This is a genomic window from Dorea sp. AM13-35 (assembly GCF_003473885.1).
In the GTDB taxonomy this organism is placed as follows: Bacteria; Bacillota; Clostridia; order Lachnospirales; family Lachnospiraceae; genus Dorea_D; species Dorea_D hominis.
This window is the reverse complement of sequence record NZ_QUCZ01000012.1, coordinates 50,891-64,885: the sequence shown is the minus strand read 5'-3', so window position 1 is coordinate 64,885 and position 13,995 is coordinate 50,891. Positions and strand designations below refer to the sequence as shown.

Annotated in this window: 13 protein-coding genes; all 13 read left to right on the top strand. The window is 38.3% G+C overall.

The genetic code is table 11. From position 1 onward, the window contains the following. The first annotated feature begins 367 nt into the window (after positions 1–367). The 13 genes from DW152_RS12410 (at position 368) to DW152_RS13535 (ending at position 13,887) form a co-directional block, all read left to right on the top strand. Positions 368–1,546: an ABC transporter ATP-binding protein gene (locus DW152_RS12410; protein WP_021859902.1), complete on the top strand. Its 1,179-nt coding sequence runs from the start codon at positions 368–370 to the stop codon at positions 1,544–1,546. Positions 1,547–1,641: 95 nt separating this feature from the next. Then, on the top strand, positions 1,642–3,534 hold the full coding sequence (locus tag DW152_RS12405) for a BMP family ABC transporter substrate-binding protein (RefSeq protein WP_117538210.1): 1,893 nt from the start codon (positions 1,642–1,644) through the stop codon (positions 3,532–3,534). Positions 3,535–3,542: 8 nt separating this feature from the next. Beyond that, a complete protein-coding gene (locus tag DW152_RS12400; RefSeq protein ID WP_117538211.1) occupies positions 3,543–4,136 on the top strand; it encodes a metallophosphoesterase family protein in 594 nt (197 codons plus the stop codon). A 269-nt stretch (positions 4,137–4,405) separates the two neighbouring features. Then, entirely contained in the window at positions 4,406–4,753 is a 348-nt protein-coding gene (locus DW152_RS12395) for a TnpV protein (RefSeq protein ID WP_026649314.1), read from the top strand. A gap of 176 nt (positions 4,754–4,929) precedes the next feature. Further along, positions 4,930–5,886 carry an ORF6N domain-containing protein gene (locus DW152_RS12390; protein WP_005341533.1) on the top strand — a complete coding sequence of 319 codons (957 nt, stop codon included), beginning with the start codon at positions 4,930–4,932 and terminating at the stop codon, positions 5,884–5,886. An 83-nt stretch (positions 5,887–5,969) separates the two neighbouring features. After that, positions 5,970–6,284, top strand: coding sequence for a helix-turn-helix domain-containing protein (locus tag DW152_RS12385; RefSeq protein WP_019162573.1), 315 nt, complete (start codon positions 5,970–5,972; stop codon positions 6,282–6,284). After that, positions 6,277–6,495: a hypothetical protein gene (locus DW152_RS12380; protein ID WP_117538212.1), complete on the top strand. Its 219-nt coding sequence runs from the start codon at positions 6,277–6,279 to the stop codon at positions 6,493–6,495. Before DW152_RS12385 ends, DW152_RS12380 begins: the two co-directional genes overlap by 8 nt. Before the next feature lie 647 nt (positions 6,496–7,142). Continuing rightward, a complete protein-coding gene (locus DW152_RS12370; protein ID WP_158570043.1) occupies positions 7,143–8,024 on the top strand; it encodes an exonuclease domain-containing protein in 882 nt (293 codons plus the stop codon). 164 nt (positions 8,025–8,188) lie between these two features. Continuing rightward, positions 8,189–9,319 (top strand): DUF3798 domain-containing protein, encoded by a 1,131-nt coding sequence (locus DW152_RS12365; protein WP_242992980.1) that lies wholly within the window; start codon positions 8,189–8,191, stop codon positions 9,317–9,319. 67 nt (positions 9,320–9,386) lie between these two features. Further along, positions 9,387–10,988: a sugar ABC transporter ATP-binding protein gene (locus tag DW152_RS12360; protein WP_158549921.1), complete on the top strand. Its 1,602-nt coding sequence runs from the start codon at positions 9,387–9,389 to the stop codon at positions 10,986–10,988. Beyond that, positions 10,975–12,009, top strand: coding sequence for an ABC transporter permease subunit (locus DW152_RS12355; RefSeq protein ID WP_021859639.1), 1,035 nt, complete (start codon positions 10,975–10,977; stop codon positions 12,007–12,009). Before DW152_RS12360 ends, DW152_RS12355 begins: the two co-directional genes overlap by 14 nt. Continuing rightward, positions 11,993–13,024: an ABC transporter permease subunit gene (locus DW152_RS12350; protein ID WP_158549922.1), complete on the top strand. Its 1,032-nt coding sequence runs from the start codon at positions 11,993–11,995 to the stop codon at positions 13,022–13,024. Before DW152_RS12355 ends, DW152_RS12350 begins: the two co-directional genes overlap by 17 nt. Before the next feature lie 83 nt (positions 13,025–13,107). After that, positions 13,108–13,887 (top strand): response regulator, encoded by a 780-nt coding sequence (locus tag DW152_RS13535; protein WP_330416790.1) that lies wholly within the window; start codon positions 13,108–13,110, stop codon positions 13,885–13,887. The last annotated feature ends 108 nt before the right edge of the window (positions 13,888–13,995 follow it).

Genomic DNA, 13,995 nt, shown 5'->3' with positions numbered 1-13,995 from the left:
TTCCATTTGTTGGCTTCATCATAGCATTATGGATAAGAAAAAACAATAAAAAACGGTTAAAAATGAAAAATTTGTTGAAAAATACTTAAGACTAGGTTTCAAAATTGTGCAAAATCAATAAGAATGGTCAAATTTTTGAAAATAGATTGCGAAAATAAAAGTTCTGGTTTATACTTCGAAAAAATAAATATTTAAATCCGCCCGGATGCAACACTCCACTCATTGTTGCATTTTCAGGGAAAGAAAAGGAGGAAATCCGTCAGGCTTGCGGTGCGACAGTGTGGAGACCTGTCGTAATGTGGCGCGGAAGAAATCGCCGGTCACGAGATGATACATTGCGGAGGCAGTATCATTAAAGTCTTAATTTATGTCAGAGGTAATTTTAAAGCACATTAAAAAAGTTTACCCGAACACAGAGAAAAAAAGAAAGAAAGGTTCATCTGAAAAGAAGAGTAATCTTTTAGTAACTGATGAAGGCGTAGTAGCTGTTCAGGATTTTAATCTGGATATTAAGGACAAAGAGTTCATCGTTCTTGTTGGCCCTTCCGGATGTGGTAAATCAACAACACTGCGTATGGTGGCAGGACTGGAAGAAATCTCAGATGGAGAACTCTTAATTGATGGCAAGAAAATGAATGATGTGGAACCAAGAGACAGAGATATCGCAATGGTATTTCAAAGTTATGCACTTTATCCACATATGACAGTTCGTGAGAATCTGGAATTTCCATTAAAGCTTAGAAAGATGCCGAAGAATGAAATTAACCAGAAAGTGGATCAGGCAGCCGAAATTCTTGGAATCACACCGTATTTGGATCGTAAACCGAAAGCTTTATCCGGTGGACAGCGCCAGCGTGTTGCAATCGGACGTGCCATCGTGCGTGAACCGAAAGTTCTTTTAATGGATGAGCCATTATCCAACCTGGATGCAAAATTACGTAATCAGATGCGTGCAGAGCTTATCAAATTACGTCAGGGAATCGATACTACATTTATGTATGTAACACACGATCAGACAGAGGCTATGACACTTGGAGATCGTATTGTTATCATGAAAGATGGTGTCGTTCAACAGATCGGAACACCGCAGGAAGTATTTGATCATCCGGTGAACATTTTTGTAGCAGGATTTATCGGCATGCCACAGATGAATTTCTTTGATGCAGAACTGATCGAGAATGCAGGAAAATATCAGGTAGAAGTAGATGGAGTCAGAGTGGAACTGTCAGAAGAAAAAGAGAAAAATCTGGCAGCAAAAGGTGTAAAATCGCAGAAGGTTACACTTGGTATTCGTCCGGAGCACATTTCATTGTCAGAGCCTGGAGCACAGGCAGTTACCGGTAAGATTGATGTAGCCGAGATGATGGGAAGTGCGATTCATCTGCATGTTACAGCAGCTGGAAAAGATACAATCATTATCGTGCAGACAATGGATCTCAATGGAAGAACACTTTCTGATCTTGCAATCGGAGAGGAAGTATCTTTTAAATTCCGTGGAAGTGAAGTACATGTATTTGACGAGGATGGAATCAATCTGGAAGCATAGCATTAAAAAAAGGGGCGGGAATTCCTGCCCCTTTTTTCGTGGAAATTCACAAAAGTTAAAGTAGCGTGCTATATAAAAACAGGAGGGCTGAGAAAATGCCGTTGGATGATTATAAACAGGCAAGAAAACTTGCGCAGCGTCAGTCCAGACGGGCGAGCGCAAAGGGAGAATCACCATATCCGATCGTACTGGATGAAATTCTAGAAGGGGAGGAAACTGCAGGAAATCAATATCTTGGAATGATGGAAATTCCATTATCTTTGGTTGTAGGAACAAAAGAAGCCGCAAGGAGCAATGCGTTCAGTCCGGATTTTCTTCCCCTATTAGATGAGACATCGGAATTTGCAGCAAAGTGGATCAATCTTTTCCAGTCTCAGATGGAAGAAGGATTGAGAGATCCGGTGACCGTATATGAATACAGAAACAGATTCTACGTACAGGAAGGTAATAAAAGAGTCAGCATTATGAAATATTTGAAAATGCCGACTATATTGGCAAATGTTACAAGAATTCTTCCGGTACAAGATAATAAAAAAGAGAATGTAGTATATTATGAATTCGTAGAGTTTTATAAAAGAACCGGTCTGAATATGATCATATTTCCGGAACCGGGAGATTATGAAAGTCTGCTGCAGGCAATGGGAAAAGACTGGAACAGCAAGTGGAAAGAGAAAGAAATCCGAAGACTGTCAAGTGTATATATCCATTTTCAAATCATGTATGAATCTATGGCCGGAGATTTTGTGCCGGAACATATAGGGACTGCTTTTTTGCGGTGCCTTGATATTTTTCCATATGAAGAATTGAAAGAAAAAACGTCTGTGGAAATCCGTGAAAAACTGGAAACAATCCGTGAAGAAATTGAACCGGAAGCGCTAAAAACAGAGGTGGAGCGCGTGATGGAGCCGGAGGCGGAAAAGATCCCGATTTTGACAAGGTTTCTGACACCGGCGAAAAGAGTGATGAAAGTTGCTTTTATTTATGAAGGAAGTGCAAATTCCAGTGAATGGAACTATGCGCATGAACTAGGGAGACAACAGCTGGAGGATTCATTTCGTGGAAGAGTAATTACCAGTGTGTATGAGAATATCCAGTCGCAGACAGCAAGAAGTGAAGTGCTTGAGGCGGCGATCGAGGATGGAAATACGGTGATTTTTACTACAGCCGCAACGTTGATGCAGGCATCGGTGCAGGTCGCTTTGCAACATCCGGACATTTATATTTTTAATTGTTCTTTGAATTTCCCATACAAATCTGTAAGAACATATCTGACAAGAAATTATGAAATTAAATTTTTACTGGGACTTATAGCGGGAGCAGCGGCAGATAGAGACAGCGTGATCGGCTATGAAGAGGATTATCCGATGTATGGAACTATTGCGAATGTCAATGCATTTTCAATCGGTGTTCGGATGATGCAGCCGGGAGCCCAGGTAAAACTAATCTGGACAGGAGTAAAAAACTCCAGATCTGAAGAAGAAAAGAAGGATTTGAAGATTATTTCAGCAAAAGAAATGATTAGCAAAAAAGGAACGGAAAGTCCATACGGATTATATTTTCAAGATAAAGGAGAAATCACAAGAATCGCGACCAGTATTGTAAACTGGGGGAATTTTTATGAACGGATCATGCAGTATATTCTGGAGGGATCATGGAAACCGCTTGCATATGGTGATAAAAAGACATTGAACTACTGGTGGGGATTATCTGCAGGAGTGATAGAATTAATCTGTTCTGAAAGAGTTCCGGGCGGAGTAAAACGTATGGCAGAGAGCTTTGCCCAGTTTATTGCAGACGGAAGCTTTCATCCATTTGAAGGAGAATTATGTGATCAAAATGGGGAAATTCATGGAACTGCCGGAGAAATATTAGATGTTGAAGAATTGGTTACGATGGATTGGCTCTATGAGAATGTAATAGGAAGCATACCGGAACGGTCAGAATTAGAGGAAGGAGTAGGAGAACTTCTGAAATTGCAGGGGTTGTAGAAAAACGTATGAAAATACTCGTAATAGCAGATGAAGAATCCAGAAGTCTCTGGGATTATTATACGCCGGATAAATTAAAGGATATTGATCTTATACTGTCCTGCGGGGACTTGAAACCAGAATATCTTAGCTTTTTAGTGACAATGGCCCATTGCCCATTATTATATATTTATGGAAATCATGATGGGATATATGAAAGAAAAGAACCAGAAGGCTGTATTTGTATTGAAAACCAGATTTATGAATATAAAGGGATAAGGATTCTGGGACTTGGCGGATCTTGTTGGTACAATGGCGGATCCCATCAATACACACAGAAAGAAATGAAGCGCAGAGTGCAGAAAATGTGGTTGAAAATGAGACAGAAAAAAGGATTTGATATTCTGTTGACTCACGCACCGACGAAAGGGATCAATGATGAAGAATCAGCCGCACATCAGGGATTTGAAGTATTTAAGGAGCTTTTGGAAAAATATTCGCCGAAATACCATCTTCACGGACATGTGCATCTAAATTATGGAAGAAAACCAAGAGTTACGAAATATAAGAATACGGTTATTATTAACGGATATGAGTCCTATATATTTACTTACGAAGAATAATTTGGCTGAAAAAAAGTAATATCTGGCAGATTTTCTGTTGAATGATCAGTGGCAAGTGAGAACGAAAATGAAAATATTCAAAATTAGCACTCACCTCTTGATAATGGAAGTCGATTTTTGTCCTGTCTTGTGTATCCTAGAAGTGCCTGTTTTACAGGCTTTCCGGGGCATCAGTCATTTTGTCTGGTATTGTAAAGCAGTGTCAGATTTGTCGTAAATGTCGTAAATTTGTGGTCAAAAAATGATGAGAAATGGAGAGTGCTAATAAAATGGAATTAACGTATACAAATGTAAATGGATATCTGATCCCGAATCTCACCTATAAATCCGGTGAGCAGATGGAGCAACTTGGCAAGTATGGTTTTCTTCGCAGAGATTATCTGAAAAACTATCGAAATTCAACCTATCAGGTGATGCTTTTACAGGATACCATTGGAGAGCATCTTCTGGAAGTGGACAAGGCAGCCAGAGAACGGGAAGAGGTAATACTGAAACAGTTAGAAGAAAAAGAACCATTGCCGGATAAAGAGAAAGATCAGATTGCCTGGGTAAGAGCTGCTAATCAACACAAAGCAATTGCAGAAGAGATTATTCTCAAGGAATTGATTTATGTTTAAATGAAGGTGATGAGGTCGTGGATTGCGACCTCATTATTGTATGAAAAATAGCAGTAGGCAGAATGAGAAAAATAGGGTAAAATGGGAACATGGATTTTGGGAACTCATAAGAAATGATTGTTCGGTAAAGTAACTTGAAATGCCAGTTTGGCATTTCAAGTTATAGAGGAGATGAAATGGCGGATCAGAAAGTAAGAGAAATGGAACCAGTGGAAACACAAATAGTTGAAATCATGCCACCGGACGTTGAAAATCTGATTTATGTAGTAAGAAACAAACAAGTCATGGTGGATAGTGATCTGGCAATGCTTTATCAGGTAGAAACGGGAGCGTTAAACAGAGCCGTTAAAAGAAATATTGCCAGATTTCCAGAAGATTTTCGATTTCAGCTTACAAAAGATGAATATGAAAACTTGAAATGCCAATTTGGCACCTCAAATGGCAGTGGAACAGAAAATGGTTATGGTGGCAGACGTACATTACCGTATGTATTTACAGAGCAGGGAATATCCATGCTTGCAAGTGTATTGCATAGTGAGGTGGCAATTAATGTAAGTATAGGTATTATGCGTGCATTTGTAGAAATGCGACGGTTTATAGCCAACAATGCACTTTTGTTTGAAAGGATTAGTAACGTTGAGCTAAAACAACTGGAATATCAGAAAAAGACAGATGAAAAACTGGAGCAGATTTTTGAGTACATATCAGATCATGAGGAGTCTAATCAAAAGATATTTTTTGATGGTCAGATATATGATGCATTCAGCTTATTGATAGGACTGATTCAGAAAGCAGAAATGGAAATTGTTCTGGTAGATGGCTATGTGGATGTAGGAACATTAAATATGTTGTCCAAAAAGAAAGAAAATGTGGCGGTGACAGTTTATACACAGCAACGGACAAAATTATCTCAAACAGATGTAGATAACTTTAATGCACAGTATCCTAAACTGGATGTGAAGTACACAAGAGCATTTCATGATCGTTTTTTAATTCTTGATAAAACGAAAGCATATCATGTGGGTGCGTCTTTGAAGGATGCAGGTAAAAAATGTTTTGGAATTAATCTGATTGAAGATGCAGGTATTGTAAGAGATATTTTACAGAGATTGGAATTGGAAACAGAAGAATAGAAAAGTAAGTTATGCAGAAAGGCGTGAGTCATAAGAATATGGCTTGCGTCTTTTTCTTTTGAACTGAAAAGGAGGATGGGAGCATGGCACAGATTTTTCGTGTAGAGAGAACTAAGAATTTTACGGTAATGAGTAATCACCATTTCAAGAATAAGAATCTGACATTGAAAGCGAAAGGTCTATTATCGTTGATGTTAAGTTTGCCAGATGACTGGAATTACAATATGCAAGGACTGGCAACATTGAGCAGAGATGGGATTGATTCTGTTCGTTCTGCAATTAAGGAATTAGAGCATCATGGATATGTGGAACGTCATAGATTGCGTAATGAGTATGGCTTTTATGGCGATACCGAATATATTATCCGGGAAGTTCCATTAGGAGAAGAAAATGATTAAGTGGAGAAGAGAAGTGCTTAAGGGTGGATTGAACAAGCAAGGTGAAGAAAAGAATAGAGTGCCGGATACGGCACATGATTGTCCGATACTTCGCATCGGAGTGATGCACGAACAGCCTGTTTCAGAAAGAGAAAATCTATCGAAAGGGAAGCTTTTCTATTTCTTCCACAGTCAGTTCCTGCACCACAAAACCACCGTCATCTCCATTTAGGGTTGATAATGCAGTGTGGAAATGCTGCTTGGCTGGTATCGGTTTAGTAGTGGGAAGATGACAGGCAAGTTTCGCAAAGTGGCAAGCCACTCTGCACCGGAGCCAGCCTTTGGGTTGTTCCTAAACTTGCCAGAGGGCTCCGCCCCTTGGAACCCCGGCACATCAATGGCGTAAGTATCCCTGCGAAATGTCCACCGGACATTCCTACGGAACACTTACTGATTGACTAGGACTTGTCTCCGCTGTCGCTCCGGTCGGTGCAAAGCTGACGTCCACTGGACGTCATGCACCCTGCACCTGTATAAGAGAGCGTTGCACTCTCTTATATATCCCCTGCTAATCTACCAGCGGAAAGGTTATGAATGATTTATAAAAAAGATAGAGTGGAGAAAGGAGACAAAGATTTATGCGAAAACGAAATTATACAGTAACAATACGAATGAATAAAGCAGAATTTGTGACCAGATCGAAGGAAAAGAAAATGGTACGTATATTTTACTTTCCAAATTTGAGGATGATGTTGTGTTCGAGTATCACATCACCATTCAGGATGAAGATTTTAATCTTGGAATTTTAACGATGAAAACACCGGAAGGAACATTTGAAGCAGATTTTGACGCATAAAAAGAGGTGGTTTTTTGAGTAAGATGAAAAAAAGAAACACGAACAGGAGAAGCAAGCCAAAGAAGAAAAGTTTTTGCGTCGCAGATTGGATAAGGGAAGGCAGAGTTGCATTTCTTGATTCCGAGTTTGTAACTTCACAGCAAAAGGGTGGTCCACCGTCAAAGTTAGTGTCAGTTGGTCTTGTAATCTGCCAGAAAAATTTTGAAGAAGTAGAACGGTTTCATTCTTACATATTTAATGATGAACCGCTTCATGATAAATTCCGGGAACTGACCAATATTACAGAAGAGATGCTGCTTCGAGCCCCTTCTTATGAGCAGGTGATGAGGGAAATTGCAAAAAAATTACGCGAGTGGAATGTAAAGAAGATTTTTGTGTGGGGACCGGATCAAATGGTCATCGCGCAAGATTTAAAATACTATCGCACAGATGTTTCGAAACATACGAGGAAGGCAGTGAATATGATGCTTCCACTGATGATGGATATTGAAGAAATCTATTCGAAAAAGCTGAAAATGCGAAGTATAGGAATCGCAAACCTGAAGCTGCTATGTGGTTTGAAACCATCTGTCAGCCATGATGCACTAGAAGATGCTGTGGATCTTAAAAATATAATCGCATATATGGATATACATGGATGTCCAGAGCGCGCGGCGAATGTACTGAGACAATACATGAAAGAAAAGGAAATTTACTACAGATACCGCAGGTTCCATGAAAAATGGGAAGGAATTTCCGATGAAGTTTTAATAAAGTGCAATGCCTTGATGCAGGAACTGGAAAATGTAGAAAGTATGGAGGCAAGAGCATTGAAAGATGACCTTCACGTGATCGCGATAGGAGAAGATGCAGCCTTTGAAGAGCTGGAAGTTTTCTTTGAAAAAGCAAATAGAAAAAAAATATAAGTGAACGCAGTTATATGGAATTTCAATTAGAAAAAAAAGCATATTGGTGCTACTATGATAGTAGGATAAAGTCATTAATATTTGGGAGATATATTAATGAGTTTATTTTGCGCAAAAACAGATTTAACGCGCAAAAAATTGGGGAAAAGAGGAAAAAGACGAAAATGAAAAAGATGAAAAGACTGGTTGCAGTTCTGATGATTTGCGTGATGATGTTTTCAGTAGCAGCATGTGGCAAACAAGGAACAGCAAAAAAGGAAGACAAGAAAATTGATGGAAAAGTATGTGTGTTGACACCGACACTTTCCTGGAGTGAAGATCAGTACAGATCCGGTGAGAAGATGGCAGAGAAGTATCCGGGCGTTGTTGAGCATCTGACATTGCCAGATGACTTTGCAGCAGAGCAGGAGACGGGAATCACTCAGATCATGAATGTTGCAAAGGATCCATCTTTCAAAGCACTTGTTATCTGCTATGGTGATTCTGGTATTTTACCGGCAATCAAAATGGCAAAAAAAGAAAATCCGGACTTGAAAGTGATCACTGCACCTGTATGGGATGATCCATATGAGATGGCGGATGTCATTGATTTATGTATCGATGCAAACTGGAACAAACGTGGGCAGGTAATTGCAAAAAAAGCGAAAAAGATGGGTGCTGAGAGAATTATCCACTATTCTTTCCCGACACATCTTAAGATGGAAGAAATTGCACAGAGAAGAGAGACGATGAAAAAGACAGCGAAGAAGCTTGGTATGGACTTCATCGATATAACAATGCCAGACCCATACGTAACATCTGACAGTGCAACAAATCAGTTCATCAAAGAAGATATTCCAAAAGAGATCAAAAAATATGGAAAAGATACTTGTATCTTCAGTACATACTGTCCGACACAGGATTTCGTAATCGGGCTGGAATTAAAATACAAATATATCGTAGCTGAGCAGTGTTGCCCGACACCTACACAGGGATATCCGGCAGGTATGAACCTTAAAATTACAAAAGATATTGCAGGTGATTACGATGCAATCAACAAGATGATCAGCGATGTTGCAAAGAAGAATGGTGTTACAGGAAGACTGTCTACATGGCCAATTTCTATGGAAGCATTCCAGCCGGAATTTGCGACAGAAGTAGCAATCCAGGCCTTGAAAGGCGACATCAAATTAACAGATATTGATGCATTAAGAAAAATCGCAAAAGACGTAACAGGTGTATCAGTCGAAATGGAAAAACTTGATGGTAAATATGACAACTATCTCCTTTACATTATGGGTTCAATTTATTACTAAAATATAATGAAAAAGACTAGCTGTGACACAGTCGTGCCACAGCTATCTTTTATAAGTGGGAATGACGATGGAAAATACAGTTTTAAAATTAAACAATTTGGGAAAGAAATTTAGTGGTAACTCCGTTTTGCGAAATGTGAATATAGAGTTGAAAAAAGGGCAGATCTTAGGACTTATGGGAGTTAATGGATCCGGGAAAAGTACAATGCTTAATATTATTTCCGGTGACCATATTATTGACGAGACAGGTGGTTACGAAGGTGATATTTTCATAGATGGACAAAAAGTAAAGATCACATCAACGGTAGAAAGCCAGAGCTACGGGATTTGTATGGTGCACCAGGAATTCAGTCTGTTAGAAGATTTAAGTATATGGGAAAATATAGCATTGCCTAATTATGTAATGAATTCCTATCGCGAGATAAAAGGAAGCATGAAGAATTTCTATACAGAAGAGAATAAAAGAAAAGCAAAAGAGATCCTGGCAAGATTAGGGCTTGATCTGGATGTGGAGATGAAAATCTGTGAACTTCCAATCAATAATAAGCAGTTTGTAGAAATCGCCCGCTCGATCGCCAATGAAGATACAAAATTATTAATGCTGGATGAGCCGACAGCTACATTGAATGAAAAAGACTCTAACAAGCTTCTGGAACAGTTGAAAAAACTGGCAGATGAAGGCTTAACTATTATTTTAGTGTCACACCGAATTGAAGAGATCATCGCAGTTTCGGATACAATCCTCGTATTAAGGGACGGAGATCCGGTTTATCTAAGTGACAAAAAAGAAGAATTCAGCCGCGAAAAAATAGCGGAAGAGATTATCGGATATAATTACGCATTTGCAGAGCGTTTTAAGGAAAATGAAGCAAAGCAGGAAAAAGTAGTGCTGACGTATAAAGATTTTTATGTTGCACGAAAAAACGAACCGATAAAAAATCTGAACTTTGACATATATCAGTCAGAGATCATCGGTCTTACCGGAATGAACGGACATGGGAAAAATGCACTGGCATATGGCACGTTAAGAGCAGATAAAATTGCCGGAGATTTCACATTTTACAAAGATGAGAAGGAAATAAAAATTAATAAAACAGCGGAAGCGATTGAATCAGGTATTGTGTTTGTCACAGAAGAAAGAAGAAGAAATGGACTTCTTTTGGACAAATCAGTAGCAGAGAATATCAATTTCTATTTGAAGAATTTCTCTGATAAGTTAAATCGTCTGTCTATCGGAAATAAAATTAAATTTTATGATAAAAATAAAGAGAAAAATCAGGCAGAAACAGTAGTAACGAAATATGACGTAGTATGTGAGTCAATTCGACAGCCAATCTGTGAATTGAGCGGTGGAAACCAGCAAAAAGTAGCGTTGGCACGTGCGATTTTAATGGATCCGGACGTATTATTTATTAATGAACCGACGAGAGGGATTGATATCAAATCAAAAGACAATATTTTAAAATTGCTCGCAGATTTGAATAAAAGAGCAGGGACTACGATCATTCTCGCATCCGGAGATATTGAAGAGATGAAAAAAATATGTGATCGCATCTGCGTATTTTATGAGGGGGAACTTGTAGATGTTTTAAAACACGATGCAGATGCAGAACAGTTTGCGAGAGCTTTTTCAAAAATGAGAGAGGAGGACAGCTATGAAAAAGTTTAAATTACAAAAAAATGTATTGCTGATCTTTTTGCTTGTCATGATCGCTGTTTCCTGTTACATGGGAATTCCAATCCGCCCGCTGCTTACGGATATGCTGATCCGACTTCCTATGAACGGTGTGTTTGTATTATCACTTCTTCCGATGCTGAATGCCGGAATGGGATTTAACTTCGGAATGCCAGTCGGGATCATAGCCGGTCTTATTAGTATCAGCACGGTTATGAACTTTGAAATCACTGGTGTGAAAGGATTTTTATGCGTGCTTCTCCTTACAATTCTTATTAGTTTTGTGTTCGGAAGAATTTATGGACGCATTTTAATAAAGGCAAGTGGAACAGAGGAGATCACAGGAAACTTTTTAGGTTTATCAATCATTCCGCTGTCCTGTATTTTATGGGTGACTATTCCATTTGACAATCCGGTCATGGTATTTCCAATCGCAGGAAAAGGAATGCGTCCAAAGATTGGGCTGGAAGGATATTTTGACAAAATCATTGAAAAAATTTTCCAGATAAAAATAGGTGGAATGATGATTCCGGTAGGATATCTCCTTTGCTTTTTTATCGTGTGCGTGATCATCTATATTATTTTTAAAAGTAATATCGGTCAAAATATGCTTGCCCTCGGTGAAAATGAAGCCTATTGCGAGATTATGGGGCTGCAATCGAATAAGATTAAGATGACGGCAATCGTTTTATCAACGATCATTGCAGGTGTAGGTATCTGTTTCTATTCACAAAGCTATGGATATCTGGAACTTTATAATGCACCGAAAGCGATCGCCTTTTCTGCAGCATCTGCGCTTCTTATCGGAGGCTGTACGGAACATAATGGAAATATTTTAAACGTGATTGTAGGTACATTGATTTTTCACGGGATTTTAGTGTTTAGTGTGCCTCTTGCAAATGAGCTGGTTGCGACAGAGCTTACCGAGATCACAAGATCTATTTTGACAAATGTCATTATCTTATTTGCAATGTTTAAAGAAACAAAAAAGGAGAAGAATGTTGAAAAAGCTTAAATCAAATCGAATTCCATTGTTATTCATTATCCTGTCTGTCATAGGATATATTGTGTCAGGAATGTCGCTTAATTTTGTTATGTCTGAAGTAGTAACAAGAATTTTGCGAAACAGCGTGATGGTATTGTCACTGATCGTTCCGATCATAGCCGGTTTGGGACTTAACTTTGCCATCAGCATTGGTGCACTGGCAGCACAGACAGCCATTCTTTTTGTATTAAATTATGGACTGGAAGGATATCCGGCACTTTTAGCGGTTGTACTTCTTTCTACAATCCTTGCTGTCGCATTTGGTTATGTGATCGGAGCAATCTTAAACCGTGTAAAAGGGCGAGAGATGATTACTTCCATCATTATCGGATATATCGGAATCAGTATCTATCAGTTAATCTTTATGGTCGGATTTGGAACGATCATTCCTGCTACAAACGAAAAATTGCTTTTAAAATCCGGACTGGGAATTCAGCATGTTGTAAACCTGGAAAGTCTGGGTGGCATTATCGATGATTGTTTGAAATTTGAAATATGGGGGATTAAATGTTCGGTGTTGAATCTTGTGATCATCACAGTAGTCAGTCTGTTCATATTTTACTTGCTTCGAAGCAAGCTCGGTATTAATATGAAAGCTGTCGGTGAAAGTATGGATAAGTCGCAGAGCCTTGGCATCGATGTGAATAAAATGAGAATCATCGCAATTATTATTTCTACGGTGCTTGCGGCTTACGGACAGATCATGTATTTACAGAATGTTGGAATGTTGAGCGTGTATACCGCGCAAAGCAATCGTGAGATTTTCTCAAGTGCGGCAATTCTGGCTGGTGGAGCCGGAATTAAAAATGCGAATATCCGCAATGTGTTTTTAGGATTATTTTTGTTCCATTTTCTGTTTATTGTATCGCCACTTGCTGGGCAGACACTGTTCTCAAGCGTTGCAATCGGAGAATATTTCCGTACGTTTATATCTTATGCAGTAATCTGTCTTGCAATTATTTTTAATGTAAAGGAGAATATATAAAGAAAAATGAGGGAAAGTTACAATGATAATTAACATTGCATTATGCGATGATGAGCAGGAATCATTAGATATACTAAAAAAGAATTAGACAAAGCAGCAGTGAAATTGATATATTGTTCTTGGATATAGACATGCCTGGTATTTCGGGACTGGAGATTGCCAAAAAGCTGCGTGAAGAAAATTCAGATATAATATTGATCTTTGTATCCGCACATGAGCAGTATGTATTTGAATCCATAGAATATAGTCCATTCAGATATATTAGAAAAAGCAGGATAGAAAAAGAACTGTTTCTAGATTTGAAAGCAGCCTATGCAAGGCTTGGAGAAATGCAGGATTCATATATTGTTATTAAAACAAGTGAAGCGGATGTTCGAATTAAGCATTCAGATATTATGTATTTTGAAACAGCAGCAAGAAAAGTTGGGGTCCACTTAAATAATGGAGAAATTTTAAATGTCAGAAAAACGATAAAAGAATTGGAAATATCAAAGGATAAAAAATATAGTTATAGAATCAATGAAGGAGAAAATACAGTTGAAATAATTGGTTACCTAAAGAAAAATGTGGATAGTTTACATATTCCGGAAAAAATAGATGGATTAAAAGTGACTTCGCTAGGAGAAGCTTCCTTTGCTTATCACGAAGAATTGAAATGTATTAAAGTACCGAAGACAGTAACAAGTATGAAGATGGCAGTATTTGGATCGATTGTAAATCTTGAAAAAGTATATTTTGCAGGGGATGTGAAAAATATAGATGATTGGGCATTTGGAGATTTTGCGGGTACGATCGTCATTGAAAAAAATAAATGTACTAAATTATATAAATATGCTGTAGATAATAAAATTAGTATGGAATAAAATAATTGCAAAAGTTTGCGCATTGCACATGCAGAAGAATATTTGCAGACAGAAATCAAGCACAATTATTTTGACATCAATGTAGCAATGGTAAAAGTTACTTATGAA